The following is a 15,897-nucleotide window of genomic DNA, read 5'->3' on the forward strand; positions in this document are numbered from 1 at the left end:
ACTTAACCATATAATATGTAGCAAGTGTTATCTAGTTTTGAAGGAATATGCCTTCATAGTTTGGTGATGATGGCAGAGAGGTCACACCCGTTCCCATACCGAACACGGAAGTTAAGCTCTCTAGCGCCGATGGTAGTTGGGACCTTGTCCCTGTGAGAGTAGGACGTCGCCAAGCTATTTATATCATCGCGGGGTGGAGCAGTACGGTAGCTCGTCGGGCTCATAACCCGAAGGTCGCAGGTTCAAATCCTGTCCCCGCAACCAAATGGTCCCGTGGTGTAGTGGTTAACATGCCTGCCTGTCACGCAGGAGATCGCCGGTTCGACCCCGGTCGGGACCGCCATTTTATATAAAGAAAAGAACGAAACAAATTGTTTCGTATTTTTTTATTTGTTTTAACAAAAAACTAATAAAGACAGTCAAACTATCCTTAGGACAACTCCTAAGGACTTTTTTATATATTCAAAACCTGTATAATAAAGAGCAGAGAACATTGTGAGTAAAGTAGGTGAAGTCTGTGAGCAAATATGAAGTAACAACAAAATCTTCTGCGGAAACACAAAGGTTATCAGAAAAACTAGGTGAACTCGTAGAGGCACAAGATGTAATTATTTTAGAAGGAGATCTTGGAGCTGGGAAGACGACTTTTACAAAGGGGCTAGCAAAAGGTCTTGGAGTGAAAAGAGTTGTAAATAGTCCTACCTTTAATATTATTAAAGAATATAAAGGAAGATTACCACTATATCATATGGATGTGTATCGCTTAGCAGAAAGCGAAGAGGACTTAGGCTTTGATGAGTATTTCTACGGTGAAGGAATTACGGTAGTGGAATGGGCTCATTTAATAGAAGCATATTTACCGAATGAAAAGTTACAAATTAGTTTATTCCATGCGGGAGATGACACAAGAAAAATTATACTCGAGCCAATTGGAGATCGCTATATTAGATTATGTGAGGAGCTATTACAAGATGAAAGTACTAGCAATTGATACTTCAAATTACGTAATGGGTGTATCCCTTATTGAGGAAGGAAACGTGATTGGGGAAATCATTACAAATTTGACGAAAAACCATTCTGTACGTCTTATGCCAGCTGTAGAGCAACTGTTAAAAGAATGTGGTGTAAAACCGAAGGAATTAACTAAAATCGTAGTAGCTGCTGGACCTGGATCATATACAGGTGTTCGCATAGGCGTGACAGCGGCAAAAACATTAGCTTGGTCACTTCAAATACCAATTGTAGGTGTATCAAGTTTAGAGGTAGTAGCTGCAAACGGTGCTAACTTTAATGGATTAATTTGTCCTTTATTTGATGGAAGACGTGGGCAAATCTATACTGGATTATATACATATGAAGGAGAGCAGTTAACTTCAATAGAAGAAGACCGAATTATTCTTATTGTGGACTGGTTGCAAATGTTAAAAGATAAAGGACAGCCTGTTTTATTTATCGGTAATGATGTTAAATTGCATAAAGAAATAATTATAGAACATTTAGGTGATCAAGCTGTATTCGCTCCGTTTACTAAAAATAATCCAAGACCAAGTGAGCTAGCATTCTTAGGGTTACAAAAAGAAGAACAAGATGTGCATACGTTTGTTCCGAGCTATCTTCGTTTAGCTGAAGCTGAAACAAAGTGGTTAGAAAGTCAAAACAAGTAGGGGCCTTGCAGAAGATGGATATGATATTTAGAAAGATGGAACTTGATGATATTGCTCAAATTGTAGCTATTGAAGAAGTGTCTTTTTCAACTCCTTGGACTGCAGATGCCTTTCACCGTGAATTAACGATGAATGAACATGCACATTATATTGTGTTAGAAAAAGATGGTCGTGTAATCGGATATTGTGGATTGTGGATAATTATTGATGAATCACATATAACAAATATAGCTATTTTGCCAGAATACCGAGGTCAAAAATTAGGAGATGCCTTATTGAAAGCAGTTATTTCAGAAGCGAAAGAACTAGGGGTAAAAACAATGACGCTTGAAGTACGTGTATCAAATGAAGTAGCAAAGCAGTTGTACAAAAAATATGGATTTCAAAATGGTGGAATTCGTAAACGATACTATGCAGACAATCAGGAAGATGGTCTTGTAATGTGGGTGAATATATAATGGAAAAAAATACGATTATACTTGGGATTGAAACAAGCTGTGATGAAACAGCGGTGGCGGTTGTTAAAAATGGAACGGAAATTATTGCGAATGTCGTTGCATCACAAATCGAAAGTCATAAACGTTTTGGCGGGGTTGTACCAGAGATTGCATCCCGTCATCATGTAGAAGAAATTACAGTTGTGTTAGAAGAAGCTTTAAAAGAAGCAAATATCACATTTGATGATATTGATGCAATTGCTGTAACAGAAGGGCCTGGTTTAGTAGGAGCACTTTTAATTGGGGTAAATGCAGCGAAGGCAGTAGCTTTTGCACATGATATTCCGTTAGTCGGTGTTCATCATATTGCTGGCCATATTTATGCGAACCGTTTAGTAAAAGAAGTTCAATTCCCGCTATTATCACTTGTTGTATCTGGTGGGCATACAGAACTTGTTTATATGAAAGAACATGGTTCATTTGAAGTAATTGGTGAAACGCGAGATGATGCAGCTGGAGAAGCATATGATAAAGTAGCTCGTACGTTATCTATGCCATATCCAGGTGGTCCTCATATTGATCGTCTTGCACATGAAGGAGAACCAACAATTGATTTGCCTCGTGCATGGCTAGAACCGAATTCATATGATTTTAGCTTTAGTGGATTGAAATCAGCAGTTATCAACACTGTGCATAACGCGAAACAACGTGGTATAGAAATTAAACCAGAAGATTTAGCGGCAAGTTTCCAAGAAAGTGTAATAGATGTACTTGTAACGAAAGCAGCTCGTGCAGCAGAGGCTTATAATGTAAAGCAATTACTTCTTGCTGGTGGAGTAGCTGCTAATAAAGGACTTCGTGCGCGATTAGAAGAAGAATTTGCACAAAAAGAAAACATTGAACTAATTATTCCACCGCTATCTTTATGCACAGATAATGCAGCAATGATTGCAGCGGCAGGGACAATTGCGTATGAACAAGGCAAGCGTGCAACATTAGCCTTAAATGCGAATCCAGGATTAGATATTGAAGCATAGTTATGCACATAATTAACCACAGCTTGTGGATAAAACCCATATTATCTGTTGATAATGTGGGTTTTGTTGTGTATATAAAGTGTTGATATCTTTTTTGATAGTTGTGGATAATGTGGAAAAGTTGTTTTGATAGCTATTTTATAAAGGTGGATATGTGTATAAGTTTGTGGATAAACTAGATGAAGTCTGACCTTTGTATATATTGTTTTTCGGGAAATAAAAAGTAAGAAGATATCCCTGAAAAACATTTTGAAATATCCTTCTATTATAGAGGGTGCTGATGTTGTCAATCCTTGTCGGTAAATCGATATTTCGTGTCGAATCGTTTATATATATAGGGTTACGATAGATGTATTTGAAAATTGGTTGATATATTCCGAGTTACCATTGATATATTCAAAAAATTATTTATGTACTTAAAGAAAAAAGATGTCACATAGTCAAAAATCATGACTGATGAGACATCTTCCTTATTTAAATACTCTTATACATGCAGCTCTTCCCACTCTGCCATACAAGTTTCAAGTTGTACTTGTAGCGTTTGTTTTTTAGTTGTAATTTCACTCGCTTTTTCATAATCTGCATATATTTCTGGTAAGCAAAGTTGATCTTCTAACGTAGCAATTTCTTCTTCTAAGTTTACGATGTTTTGTTCTAGTTCTTCAATTTTTCGAGTGCGTTGACGTTCTAATTGTTTACGCTCTTTTTCTTCGAGATAATTTAATTTTTCTTGAGCTACAGTTTTTTGAACAGGTGCCTGATTTTCTTGCTGTTCAAGTTGTTCAAATGCTGCGCGTTCAATCATTTCATTTTTCTTCTCCACATAGTAATCGTAATCCCCTAAATATTCCTGTGCACCTTCTGTTGATAACTCAATCACAGTCGTTGTTACACGGTTAATGAAGTAGCGGTCATGTGAGACAAATAGAAGAGTCCCTGGATAATCAATTAAAGCATTCTCTAAAATCTCTTTGCTATTTAAATCAAGGTGGTTCGTAGGCTCATCCAGAATTAATAAATTTGACTTTTGCATCATAAGCTTCGCAAGAGCTAATCGAGCTTTTTGTCCACCACTAAGGGAAGATACTGGTTTCAGTACATCATCTCCTGTAAATAAAAAGTTCCCGAGTATAGTACGGATTTCTTTTTCAGGTTGCAGTGGATATTCATCCCATAGTTCATTTAAAACCCGTTTAGAAGATGTTAAGTTTGCTTGTTCTTGATCATAATAACCAACAGATACATTTGATCCGAAAGAAACATCACCATTTAATAGTGGTAACTTATTCACAATAGATTTTAATAATGTGGATTTCCCAATTCCGTTTGGACCAACTAAAGCAACACTATCTCCGCGAGTTAAGCGCATAGTTACGTTTTCAATTATAGGGTCCTCATCATAGCCAATGGTTGCATCCTTTACTTGTAAAACATCATTTCCACTTTGCTTTTCAATATCGAAGTGGAATGATGCTGACTTAGAATCCCCTAATGGTCTCGTTAATAATTCCATTCTGTCTAGTTGTTTACGGCGACTTTGAGCACGTTTCGTTGTAGAGGCGCGAGCTATATTCTTTTGAACGAAGTCCTCAAGTTTTGCGATTTCATCTTGTTGTTTTTCGTAACGTTTCATTTCTTGCTCATATAATGCTGATTTTAAGTCTAAATATTTACTGTAGTTACCAACAAATCGTCTGCTTTCTTTATTCGAAATTTCATATACTTGTGTAACAAGTTTGTCTAAGAAATAACGGTCATGTGAAACGATTAATATTGCGCCAGGATAACCTTGTAAATATTGCTCAAGCCATGTTAATGTTTCGATGTCTAAATGGTTTGTAGGCTCGTCCAAAATAAGTAAGTCTGGTTTTGTTAATAATAATTTTCCGAGAGCTAATCTTGTTTTTTGCCCACCGCTTAAAGTAGAAATCGTCGTCTGGTGCGTTTCAACTGGGAAGCCAAGGCCGCTTAAAATGGAGCGAATATCCGCTTCATATTGATATCCACCTTGATCTTTATAATTGAGTTGCAATTGGTCATAATCAGCTAACAATCTTTCATATATAGCTTCGTTTGAAAAGTTTTCTTCTTTTCCCATTTCTTGCTCAAGCCTTCGAAGTTTTGTCTCCATTTGCTGTAAGTGGGTAAAGACGGTTAGCATTTCATCCCAAATTGTTAAAGACGTTTCTAGGCCGGTATTTTGAGCTAAATACCCGATTGAGACATCTTTCGGTTTTATAATTTCGCCACCATCATGTGATAACTCACCAGCGATAATTTTTAATAATGTAGATTTTCCAGCTCCATTCCTTCCGACTAATGCGATACGATCTTTTGTTTGTACTTCCAATTTTATGTTTGCAAGAATTGTTTCTGCACCGTATAATTTCGAAAGTCCATTTACTTGTAATAAAATCAATGTTTTCACCTCAAATAATTTCTTAACTTTGCCATGTTTATATTTCTCAATCATACTAAAAATAGTGTATAGTTTAAAATAAGAGAGAATACTTCTTCTCTTTATTATACAAGGAATTTAATGAGTGCTAAACTTCTGTATTTGATTAAAGTATATGAATAAAGATAGGAAGAGAGGAGAGGTCATATGGATCAGCAAAAGATTCCACAAGCCACTGCTAAAAGATTGCCTCTATACTATCGATTTATCCAAAACTTATCTCTTTCTGGTAAGCAGCGTGTTTCATCGGCCGAATTGAGTGAAGCGGTAAAAGTAGATTCCGCAACAATACGAAGAGATTTTTCGTATTTTGGAGCGTTAGGGAAAAAGGGATATGGATATAACGTAAATTATTTATTATCATTTTTCCGCGAAACACTTGATCAAGATGATATAACGCGTGTAGCACTTATTGGAGTAGGTAATTTAGGGACCGCTTTCTTACATTATAATTTCACGAAAAACAATAATACAAAAATTGAAATGGCATTTGATGTTAGTGAAGAGAAAGTTGGAACAGAAATCGGGGGCATTCCTGTATACCATTTAGATGAATTAGAAGAGAGATTATCAAATGATATACAAGTGGCAATATTAACAGTACCGGCTACAGTAGCACAAGCTGTAGCAGATAGATTAGCTGAAACGAGCGTGCATGGTATTTTGAATTTCACACCAGCACGATTAAACGTATCAGAGAATATTAGAATTCATCATATTGATTTAGCTGTAGAGTTACAAACATTAGTTTACTTTTTGAAAAACTATCCACAATAAAACGCAGAGGAAGCGACCTCTGCGTTTTATTATTGTTTCTTCTTTGTGAATTTAACTAATATAAGGCGAAGTGCCAAATTAAAATCAATTGTTGCCATAACTGCAAATAGTATTGTCCACACATTCCAGATTGTATCTGTCACGTTCGTAATGGCGAAGCGTGTAAAGATACATCCAAGAAGGAAGTATAGTGCAGCCATGAACAATGGTGAGTTTCTCATACAAAAAATCCTCCGATAAAGCCTTGCATTTTTTCAGCTTCTTTAATCATTTCTTGAATTTGCTCATTGCTCATAAAAATTTGCCCAATAGCGACTAATGTATTCATCGCAACATGAGCTGCAATCGGAACGATAATACGCTTCGTCTTCACATATAAGAAGGCGAATACGAGCCCCATAGCAGTGTATACCAATAAATGAGTAAAATCAAAATGAATTGCTGCAAATACAAGCGAACTAATGATAGCTGCAATAAAGAAGTTAAACTTCTTATAAAGTGTACCAAATAAAATTTTTCTAAATACGATTTCTTCCAAGATAGGTCCGATTATAGATACGACAATAAGGAACCAAGGTGTCGTTCTTGCAATTTCCATCAGTTTCATTGTATTTTCTGAACCTTGTTTAATTCCTAGCAGCTGCATCTCGATCATACCGGCAACTATTTGTGAAAAGAAAGCCAAGAAGAAGCCGATGAAAATCCATCCAATAGTAGCTGGAACAGAAGAGCGCATTGCATCTAAATGCCTGTCACGAATGTCTGTTCTAAGTAACCAAAGTACGATACATAATGCAACAAAGAAGCTAATAATTGCCCAGTGTCCCGTTATGATTTGTCCTTTTTCCTCCATGGTAAATCCTCTATTATCATAGAGTCCTGTTTTTAGGAGAAGTGGCAATCCAACAACGCCAGATAACTGCATTAAAATGTATGTAACGATAATCCACCAGTATTGTTTCTTCAAATGGTTTAACCATCCTTTCTAACTATAGTGTATGAGATAAGTTAGGATAACATGTAAATATGCTACCTACGATATAAACCTCACTTGAATTATGTTTTTTTCGTAAATCCTTATTTGAAATTATAATAGAAGACAGGAGAAAGTTGTGTGTGTAGCGAAAACAACTTAGGGTGTCCTTTCATATTGTAACATACGAGCAGTGGAAACAACGATTCATATAGTAAAGGCAGTATTCTATATAGAAAGTTTATATAGTGATTTGCGAAAAAATTATGATTTTTTTACTTGCAAAAGAAATTGAGATTATTTATTATTATAAGTGTGTTAGCACTCGGATGACTTGAGTGCTAATAAAAGAAATTTACATAACAAAATGAGGAGGTTATTGTTCATGCTAAAGCCATTAGGTGATCGCGTTGTAATTGAGCTTGTTCAAGCAGAAGAAAAAACAGCAAGTGGTATCGTATTACCAGATACTGCAAAAGAAAAACCACAAGAGGGTAAAGTTGTTGCAGTAGGTACTGGTCGAGTGCTTGAGAATGGTGAGCGTGTTGCTTTAGAGGTAGCAGCAGGTGATCTTATCATCTTCTCAAAATATGCAGGTACTGAAGTGAAATATGAAGGTACAGACTACTTGATTTTACGTGAAAGTGACATTTTAGCAGTTATCGGTTAATTATATAAATCTTAAAAAATCCAAGGGGGTCAATTATTATGGCAAAAGATATTAAATTTAGTGAAGAAGCACGTCGTTCGATGCTTCGCGGTGTCGACACTCTTGCAAACGCAGTAAAAGTAACACTTGGACCAAAAGGTCGTAACGTTGTACTTGAGAAAAAATTTGGTTCACCACTTATTACAAATGATGGTGTAACAATCGCAAAAGAAATCGAATTAGAAGATGCATTCGAAAACATGGGTGCGAAATTAGTAGCAGAAGTTGCTAGCAAAACAAATGATGTAGCTGGTGACGGAACAACAACTGCAACTGTATTAGCGCAAGCTATGATTCGTGAAGGTCTTAAAAACGTAACAGCTGGTGCTAACCCAATGGGTCTTCGTAAAGGTATCGAAAAAGCTGTTACTGCTGCAATTGAAGAATTAAAAACGATTTCTAAACCAATCGAAGGCAAATCTTCTATCGCACAAGTAGCTGCTATTTCTGCAGCTGACGAAGAAGTAGGTCAATTAATCGCTGAAGCAATGGAGCGCGTTGGTAACGACGGCGTTATTACTTTAGAAGAGTCTAAAGGATTCACAACAGAATTAGACGTAGTAGAAGGTATGCAATTTGATCGTGGATATGCATCTCCTTACATGATTACTGATTCTGATAAAATGGAAGCAGTTCTTGATAACCCATACATCTTAATTACTGACAAAAAGATTTCTAACATTCAAGAAATCTTACCAGTATTAGAGCAAGTGGTACAACAAGGTAAACCACTTCTTATCATTGCTGAAGATGTAGAAGGCGAAGCTTTAGCTACATTAGTAGTGAACAAACTTCGTGGTACATTCAATGTAGTAGCTGTTAAAGCTCCTGGATTTGGTGACCGTCGTAAAGCAATGCTAGAAGATATCGCAATCTTAACTGGTGGCGAAGTAATCACTGAAGAATTAGGTCGTGACTTAAAATCTGCTACAGTTGAATCTTTAGGACGCGCTGGTAAAGTTGTTGTTACAAAAGAAAACACAACTGTAGTTGAAGGTATTGGAAATACAGAGCAAATCGCAGCTCGCATCGGTCAAATTCGTGCGCAATTAGAAGAAACAACTTCTGAATTCGATCGTGAAAAATTACAAGAGCGTCTTGCGAAACTTGCAGGTGGCGTAGCAGTAATTAAAGTCGGTGCAGCAACTGAAACTGAGTTAAAAGAGCGCAAACTTCGCATTGAAGATGCACTTAACTCAACTCGTGCAGCAGTAGAAGAAGGTATCGTTGCAGGTGGTGGTACTTCACTTATGAACGTATACACGAAAGTAGCTTCTATCGTAGCTGAAGGCGACGAAGCAACAGGTATCAACATCGTACTTCGTGCACTAGAAGAGCCAGTTCGTCAAATCGCAATCAACGCTGGTCTAGAAGGATCTGTAGTTGTAGAGCGTCTAAAAGGCGAAAAAGTAGGCGTTGGTTTCAACGCAGCTACTGGCGAATGGGTTAACATGCTTGAGTCTGGTATCGTAGATCCAGCTAAAGTAACTCGTTCTGCACTTCAAAACGCAGCATCTGTTGCAGCTATGTTCTTAACAACTGAAGCTGTAGTAGCTGACAAGCCAGAACCAAATGCACCAGCAATGCCTGACATGGGCGGCATGGGCATGGGCGGTATGGGCGGAATGATGTAATTCCGTTTGCCCTAAAAAACATCCATTTCTATATAGAAATGGATGTTTTTTTATGTTTTTTAGAAAAGGAAATGAATTTCTGTAGAATTTTGTCGCTTTCTCTCTTGACCATATAGATACTTCATTGTTAGAATCTAGGAAGATAATATAAAACGATCCTTCATATATCCTCAATGATATGGTTTGAGAGTCTCTACCGGGTTACCGTAAACAACCTGACTATGAAGGCAGTGTGTCTTATATTTATAAAGAGCGGAGACTATCTTTCTTTATAAAGTCAGACCCCTGCCTTTTCTTTGTTATGAGACTAGAGGCGGAGGACTGGCTTTTTTTATTATATTAGTAATGCTTTTCGCCAAATTGGTGAAAATATTTATATACGAGAACTAACGTTGGGGTGATTATTTTGAAGAAGCAACACGATACAATTATCGTTTTAGATTTTGGAAGTCAATACAATCAGTTAATAGCACGTCGAATTCGTGAGTTCGGTGTATACAGTGAACTTCATCCACATACAATTACTGCAGAAGAAATTAAAGCAATGAATCCAAAAGGGATTATTTTCTCTGGTGGACCAAATAGCGTATACGGTGAAGGTGCATTACATTGTGATGAAAAAATCTTCGAACTAGGTTTACCGATCTTCGGTATCTGTTACGGTATGCAGCTTATGACACAACACTTCGGTGGTAAAGTAGAGCGTGCCAACCACCGTGAGTACGGAAAAGCTGTTCTTAAAGTAGAGAACGAATCAAAATTATATGCGAACCTTCCAGAAGAGCAAGTTGTATGGATGAGCCATGGCGACTTAGTAACTGGTTTACCTGAAGGATTCGTAGTAGACGCAACAAGTGAGTCTTGCCCAATTGCTGGTATGAGCAATGAAGCGAAAAACTTATACGGTGTACAATTCCACCCAGAAGTACGTCACTCTGAGCACGGTAACGATTTAATTAAAAACTTCGTATTCGGCGTATGTGGTTGTTCTGAAGGATGGAACATGGAGAACTTTATCGAAGTAGAATTAGAAAAGATTCGTGAAACTGTTGGAGACAAAAAAGTACTATGTGCACTTAGTGGCGGCGTAGACTCTTCTGTTGTAGCAGTATTAATTCATAAAGCAATCGGCGATCAGTTAACATGTATTTTCGTTGACCACGGTTTACTTCGTAAAGGTGAAGCAGAAGGCGTTATGAAAACATTTAGCGAAGGCTTCCATATGAACGTTATTAAAGTGGATGCACAAGAACGCTTCATGAATAAGTTAAAAGGTGTAGAAGATCCAGAACAAAAACGTAAAATCATCGGTAACGAATTCATTTACGTATTTGATGATGAAGCATCTAAATTACAAGGTATGGACTTCTTAGCACAAGGTACACTTTACACAGATATCGTTGAAAGTGGTACAGCAACTGCACAAACAATTAAATCTCACCATAACGTGGGTGGACTTCCAGAAGACATGCAGTTCAAATTAATTGAGCCTTTAAATACGTTATTTAAAGATGAAGTACGTGTATTAGGATCTGAACTAGGAATTCCTGATGAAATCGTATGGCGTCAACCATTCCCAGGTCCTGGTCTTGGTATTCGTGTATTAGGTGAAATCACAGAAGAGAAATTAGAAATCGTTCGTGAATCTGATGCGATTTTACGTGAAGAAATTATTAAAGCGGGATTAGACCGTGAAATTTGGCAATACTTCACTGCACTTCCTGGTATGCGTAGCGTAGGTGTTATGGGTGACGAGCGTACTTACGATTACACAGTAGGTATCCGTGCAGTAACATCTATTGACGGTATGACAGCTGACTGGGCACGTATCCCTTGGGACGTACTAGAGAAAATCTCTGTTCGTATCGTAAACGAAGTAAAACACGTTAACCGTATCGTGTATGATGTAACGAGTAAGCCACCAGCAACTATTGAGTGGGAATAGTATTGTAATAAAAAAGATCCATCTATCATTCATGAATAGATGGATCTTTTTGTTTTCGCTGTTAATACGAACGAAAATATAAAAAAATATAAAAATGTTCGCTTTTAAATTGACAAAAATACATTCAAGAGTTAATATGAGTATGTAATTCAAACGAAAAGTGAATATTATGCCGTCGTATAATATCGGGGATATGGCCCGAAAGTTTCTACCTAGCTACCGTAAATAGCTTGACTACGAGGCGTTTAGATAAAGATGAGGGGAAACTTGTCTTTATTCATAGAACGCTTCCATGTATATGCAATGGAAGCCTTTTTTATTTTTAATAGATAAAAGAGGGCTAGGGAGATTACGGCGAGTAATCATATAACGGGGGAAACGTAGGATGAAACGCTATTTTCAATTTGATGAGCTCGGTACGAATTATAAGACTGAGTTCATAGCGGGGTTAACAACATTTCTATCTATGGCTTACGTACTGTTTGTCAATCCTGCTACGCTGTCGCTTGGAAATGTTAAAGGGTTACCAGCAGGTACAGGGATGGATCCAGGTGCAGTATTCGTTGCTACGGCATTAGCGGCAGCAATCGGTTCGTTAATTATGGGTATTTTCGCGAAGTATCCAATTGCTTTAGCGCCAGGTATGGGAATTAACGCGTTCTTTGCTTATACAGCAGTGTTAACGATGGGTATTCCGTGGCAAACGGCCATTGCCGGAACATTAATGTCAGGTATTATCTTTATTATTCTTACTGCTTCAGGTATTCGTGAAAAAATCATTAATGCAATTCCATCGGAGTTAAAGTTTGCAGTAGCAGCAGGTATCGGATTGTTCATTGCATTCCTTGGATTCCAAAATGCTGGAATTATCGTGAAAAATGATGCTGTTCTTGTTGGGTTGGGGGACTTAACAAAGGGCACAACGTTACTAGCAATCTTCGGGGTTGTTACGACAATCATCTTCATGATTAAGAAAGTTAATGGTGCTGTATTTTACGGTATGATTCTTACAGCGATCTTAGGAGTGGCAACAGGATTAATTGATACTCCGAAAGCTGTAGTGGGAGTAATACCGAGTCTAGAACCAACGTTCGGTGCTGCGTTAACGCACTTCGGAGATATTTTTACAGTTCAAATGGGGATTGTTATTATAACGTTTTTCTTTATCGATTTCTTTGATACAGCAGGTACGCTTGTAGCGGTTGCGAATCAAGCTGGATTAATGAAGAACAATAAATTACCACGTGCAGGAAAAGCATTATTTGCAGATGCGATTGCGACTGTAATTGGTGCGATCTTGGGTACATCAACAACAACGTCTTACATTGAATCGTCTGCAGGGGTAGCAGCGGGAGGACGTTCTGGATTTACAGCAGTTGTAACAGCAGGATTCTTCTTACTGGCACTATTCTTCTCGCCATTACTAAGTGTTGTAACGCCAGCTGTAACGGCACCAGCTTTAATTATTGTAGGAATCTTGATGGTTTCTTCTTTAGGGGAAATTGATTGGAAGAAATTCGAGATTGCAGTGCCAGCATTCTTTACAATTATCTCTATGCCACTTACGTATAGTATCGCAACTGGGATTGCGATTGGATTTATCTTCTATCCAATTACAATGGTTGTGAGTGGTCGTCGTAAAGAGGTTCATCCGATTATGTATGTTATGGGAGTTTTATTCGTACTATATTTCATCTACGTTCGTAAATAAAAGGGGTTTTTTCAAAGGTCTAGACTTAAGGGGAGTCTAGACCTTTTTTGCGTCTTCAGAAAAACTTAAGGATTTCCGAGCGTTTTTCTTCAGAAGTTTTCCTATAATAGAAGTTAGGGATTAAAAAAGTAATGGGGGAGATATTGTGGCACACGAAACAATACTTGTCGTAGATGATGAAAAAGAAATTCGGAATTTAATTACAATCTATTTAAAGAATGAAGGATATAAAGTATTACAAGCAGGGGACGGAGAAGAAGGGCTACGTTTACTGGAAGAAAATGAAGTGCATCTAGTCGTATTAGATATTATGATGCCGAAAGTAGATGGTATTCATATGTGTATGAAAGTAAGAGAATCGAAAGAGATGCCTATCATTATGCTTTCTGCGAAAACGCAAGATATGGATAAGATTTTAGGATTAACAACAGGAGCAGATGATTACGTAACGAAGCCCTTTAATCCATTAGAGTTAATTGCACGAATTAAATCTCAGTTACGCCGTTATATGAAAATGAATGGTTTTGCTATTCAAAATGAGGACGAGCTAGAAATTGGAGAGATGAAAATAAATATCTCGACCCATAAAGTTATTGTAGAGGGAGAAGAAGTGAAACTAACCCCAAGGGAATTTTCAATTTTAGAATTGCTAGCTAGAAATCCAGGTATGGTGTTTAGTGCGGAGCAAATTTATGAAAAGGTGTGGAACGAACGATCTTTCCAGTCTGATAATACTGTAATGGTGCATATTCGAAAAGTACGTGAAAAGATTGAGGAGAATCCAAGGAAGCCTAGATATATAAAAACAGTATGGGGAGTGGGGTATAAGATTGAAAAAGATATTTAATCCGTTTACTTATGTTCGGAAAATTCGAGAATTAATTGGAAAGATAATAAAGAGCGTGAAACGGAGTATAAGGATTCAACTTATTACGGCGTTTACTGCTTGTGCGTTATTAGGTCTCTTTGTATCAACGAAGATAGTAGCACCTATTTTTGAAGATGCTAGCCAGCATGCCGAGATTAATTACAGAGATGGTATGGAGCAAATTAATCGTAAAGCTCAAAGTACAGCGGAAATGATGGTTGCTGAAAATAAATTAGATGCTGTACAAAATATGATAGAACTAGAAAATGAGAATTTAGAGCAAGGGCATGATGCCTTTAAAATATTAGTTACTGACGAAAATGGTAAAGTTTTGTATAAGACGAAGCAAGCGCAAGAAGAACAAATTAATTTGCATAATACAATTCGTAATGCGACTTCATTTGCTATCAATTATTCAAATAATAATGATATTGAAAGATCAAGAAAAGAGTTTATTACATTCTCGCCTATTACAATTGAAGGTAAGAACTTATATATGTTTGTAAGCGGGATTCCTCAAGGCGAGGTAGTGTATTATAAAGTAGAAGGACCATTCCCATTTTTAATTGGTGTCCTTGTATTCATTTTCTCTTTCTTCTATATAACAAAGAGAAAGATGAAGCAGATTGAAGCAATGGCAGAAGGTGTAAAGGAAATAGAAAAAGGAAACTTAGCGTACCGCATTGAGAAGAAAGGTGAAGATGAGATTGCGTCTTTAACTGAGAATATTAATAATATGGCGGAAGAGCTTATGAATAATATAGAAAAAGAGCGTAAATTAGAAAAGCAGAAAAATGAGCTTATTACGAATGTATCTCATGATTTACGTACACCGCTTACTTCTATTATGGGTTACTTACGATTACTTCGAGATTCTAAATATGAAAATCAAGAACAACATGATGAGTATACGAGAATTGCTTTTGCAAAGTCGGAGCAGCTAAAGAATTTAATAGAAGATTTATTTGAGTATACGAAGTTAACAAATGAACAAGTTATATTAGAAAAACAAGAAGTTTGTATGAATGAGTTACTCGAGCAATTAATAGAAGAATTAGTACCGCAGGCGGAAGAGCATGGACTTACGTTTGTTAAGAAGTTTCCTGAGGAACGTGCTTATGCATCGATTGATTCGGAAAAGATGGTTCGTGTATTTGATAATTTACTAATGAATGCGATTAAGTATAGTAAAGATGATGGGGAGATAAAAGTTTCTCTTCAAAGGCAGCGCAGGGATATACAAATTGTAATTGCGAATCATAGTGAAGAGTTTACGAGAGAAGAGTTAGCGAATTTGTTTGAACGTTTCTATAAGAAGGATCAATCTCGAAGTAGAGTAACAGAAGGTTCTGGACTTGGGCTTGCGATTGCGAAAAGTATTGTTGAGTTACAAGGTGGTAGTATTCGAGCTGAATATGAGGAGGGCATTATTCGATTTATCGTCTCTTTACCTATTATAGAAAAATAATAAACGATAGCGTGTTACATGATAAAAAGACTTATTTTAAAAAGAAATAAGTCTTTTTATATTTTTTTAGAAAAACATATTGACGATTAGAGTTTAGAGGTGTAGTATTATACGAGTCGCTGATGACAACAACGTCGAAAGCGGCAAACGAAATGAAAAACTTAGTTGACATTAACTAACGAAGATGTTAACATAAGGAAGTCGCAAATGAGCGAC

General features: G+C 37.0%; 14 protein-coding genes, 2 tRNA genes, 1 rRNA gene and 2 riboswitches. Of the genes, 14 read left to right on the top strand and 3 right to left on the bottom strand.

Annotated features, from left to right (window positions below):
• The first annotated feature begins 59 nt into the window (after positions 1 to 59).
• The 7 genes from rrf (at position 60) to tsaD (ending at position 3,138) form a co-directional block, all read left to right on the top strand.
• Positions 60 to 175 (top strand): 5S ribosomal RNA (gene rrf, locus BM089_RS29190).
• 12 nt (positions 176 to 187) lie between these two features.
• Positions 188 to 264, top strand: a tRNA-Met gene (locus BM089_RS29195).
• A gap of 3 nt (positions 265 to 267) precedes the next feature.
• Positions 268 to 343 (top strand) — tRNA-Asp (locus tag BM089_RS29200).
• Positions 344 to 517: 174 nt separating this feature from the next.
• Entirely contained in the window at positions 518 to 991 is a 474-nt protein-coding gene (tsaE, locus tag BM089_RS29205; protein ID WP_000049640.1) for a tRNA (adenosine(37)-N6)-threonylcarbamoyltransferase complex ATPase subunit type 1 TsaE, read from the top strand.
• Positions 972 to 1,664, top strand: coding sequence for a tRNA (adenosine(37)-N6)-threonylcarbamoyltransferase complex dimerization subunit type 1 TsaB (tsaB, locus tag BM089_RS29210; RefSeq protein ID WP_000865770.1), 693 nt, complete (start codon positions 972 to 974; stop codon positions 1,662 to 1,664). Before tsaE ends, tsaB begins: the two co-directional genes overlap by 20 nt.
• A 14-nt stretch (positions 1,665 to 1,678) precedes the next feature.
• On the top strand, positions 1,679 to 2,122 hold the full coding sequence (rimI, locus tag BM089_RS29215; protein ID WP_000367207.1) for a ribosomal protein S18-alanine N-acetyltransferase: 444 nt from the start codon (positions 1,679 to 1,681) through the stop codon (positions 2,120 to 2,122).
• Complete coding sequence (tsaD, locus tag BM089_RS29220) at positions 2,122 to 3,138, top strand: tRNA (adenosine(37)-N6)-threonylcarbamoyltransferase complex transferase subunit TsaD (protein ID WP_000414595.1); 1,017 nt, start codon at positions 2,122 to 2,124, stop codon at positions 3,136 to 3,138. Before rimI ends, tsaD begins: the two co-directional genes overlap by 1 nt.
• A 484-nt stretch (positions 3,139 to 3,622) precedes the next feature.
• Here the strand turns inward: tsaD and BM089_RS29225 are convergent, their stop codons facing one another.
• Positions 3,623 to 5,557 carry an ABC-F family ATP-binding cassette domain-containing protein gene (locus BM089_RS29225; RefSeq protein WP_217648222.1) on the bottom strand — a complete coding sequence of 645 codons (1,935 nt, stop codon included), beginning with the start codon at positions 5,555 to 5,557 and terminating at the stop codon, positions 3,623 to 3,625.
• 186 nt (positions 5,558 to 5,743) lie between these two features.
• On the opposite strand from BM089_RS29225, the gene BM089_RS29230 reads away from it, so the two are divergent.
• Entirely contained in the window at positions 5,744 to 6,373 is a 630-nt protein-coding gene (locus BM089_RS29230; RefSeq protein WP_000372699.1) for a redox-sensing transcriptional repressor Rex, read from the top strand.
• A gap of 29 nt (positions 6,374 to 6,402) precedes the next feature.
• Here BM089_RS29230 and BM089_RS29235 read toward each other — a convergent pair whose 3' ends face one another.
• Positions 6,403 to 6,594: a YdiK family protein gene (locus BM089_RS29235; RefSeq protein WP_001246204.1), complete on the bottom strand. Its 192-nt coding sequence runs from the start codon at positions 6,592 to 6,594 to the stop codon at positions 6,403 to 6,405.
• Positions 6,591 to 7,340: a CPBP family intramembrane glutamic endopeptidase gene (locus BM089_RS29240; protein WP_090978970.1), complete on the bottom strand. Its 750-nt coding sequence runs from the start codon at positions 7,338 to 7,340 to the stop codon at positions 6,591 to 6,593. Before BM089_RS29240 ends, BM089_RS29235 begins: the two co-directional genes overlap by 4 nt.
• 391 nt (positions 7,341 to 7,731) lie before the next feature.
• On the opposite strand from BM089_RS29240, the gene groES reads away from it, so the two are divergent.
• From groES to BM089_RS29270, 6 genes are all read left to right on the top strand, one after another.
• Positions 7,732 to 8,016: a co-chaperone GroES gene (gene groES, locus BM089_RS29245; protein WP_000917311.1), complete on the top strand. Its 285-nt coding sequence runs from the start codon at positions 7,732 to 7,734 to the stop codon at positions 8,014 to 8,016.
• 38 nt (positions 8,017 to 8,054) lie between these two features.
• A complete protein-coding gene (groL, locus tag BM089_RS29250) occupies positions 8,055 to 9,689 on the top strand; it encodes a chaperonin GroEL (protein WP_001029992.1) in 1,635 nt (544 codons plus the stop codon).
• 140 nt (positions 9,690 to 9,829) lie between these two features.
• Positions 9,830 to 9,931, top strand: a riboswitch (purine riboswitch).
• Positions 9,932 to 10,092: 161 nt separating this feature from the next.
• Positions 10,093 to 11,634 carry a glutamine-hydrolyzing GMP synthase gene (gene guaA / locus BM089_RS29255; RefSeq protein ID WP_164468883.1) on the top strand — a complete coding sequence of 514 codons (1,542 nt, stop codon included), beginning with the start codon at positions 10,093 to 10,095 and terminating at the stop codon, positions 11,632 to 11,634.
• Between the two features lie 155 nt (positions 11,635 to 11,789).
• Positions 11,790 to 11,891: riboswitch (purine riboswitch) on the top strand.
• A 128-nt stretch (positions 11,892 to 12,019) separates the two neighbouring features.
• A complete protein-coding gene (locus tag BM089_RS29260) occupies positions 12,020 to 13,345 on the top strand; it encodes an NCS2 family permease (protein ID WP_090978973.1) in 1,326 nt (441 codons plus the stop codon).
• A 145-nt stretch (positions 13,346 to 13,490) separates the two neighbouring features.
• A complete protein-coding gene (locus BM089_RS29265; protein ID WP_000929891.1) occupies positions 13,491 to 14,192 on the top strand; it encodes a response regulator transcription factor in 702 nt (233 codons plus the stop codon).
• The gene (locus tag BM089_RS29270; RefSeq protein ID WP_090978976.1) at positions 14,176 to 15,681 is read left to right on the top strand and encodes a HAMP domain-containing sensor histidine kinase; all 1,506 of its coding nucleotides are present in this window, start codon (positions 14,176 to 14,178) and stop codon (positions 15,679 to 15,681) included. Before BM089_RS29265 ends, BM089_RS29270 begins: the two co-directional genes overlap by 17 nt.
• The last annotated feature ends 216 nt before the right edge of the window (positions 15,682 to 15,897 follow it).

The sequence above is a fragment of the Bacillus sp. 5mfcol3.1 genome (assembly GCF_900114335.1).
Lineage (GTDB): Bacteria > Bacillota > Bacilli > Bacillales > Bacillaceae_G > Bacillus_A > Bacillus_A thuringiensis_S.

Bases quoted from the DNA above. Each gene is read 5' to 3' on its own strand.
- tsaB (WP_000865770.1), top strand. From the start codon at position 972: ATGAAAGTACTAGCAATTGATACTTCAAATTACGTAATGGGTGTATCC.
- rimI (WP_000367207.1), top strand. From the start codon at position 1,679: ATGGATATGATATTTAGAAAGATGGAACTTGATGATATTGCTCAAATT.
- tsaD (WP_000414595.1), top strand. From the start codon at position 2,122: ATGGAAAAAAATACGATTATACTTGGGATTGAAACAAGCTGTGATGAA.
- BM089_RS29230 (WP_000372699.1), top strand. From the start codon at position 5,744: ATGGATCAGCAAAAGATTCCACAAGCCACTGCTAAAAGATTGCCTCTA.
- BM089_RS29235 (WP_001246204.1), bottom strand. From the start codon at position 6,594: ATGAGAAACTCACCATTGTTCATGGCTGCACTATACTTCCTTCTTGGA.
- groES (WP_000917311.1), top strand. From the start codon at position 7,732: ATGCTAAAGCCATTAGGTGATCGCGTTGTAATTGAGCTTGTTCAAGCA.
- groL (WP_001029992.1), top strand. From the start codon at position 8,055: ATGGCAAAAGATATTAAATTTAGTGAAGAAGCACGTCGTTCGATGCTT.
- BM089_RS29260 (WP_090978973.1), top strand. From the start codon at position 12,020: ATGAAACGCTATTTTCAATTTGATGAGCTCGGTACGAATTATAAGACT.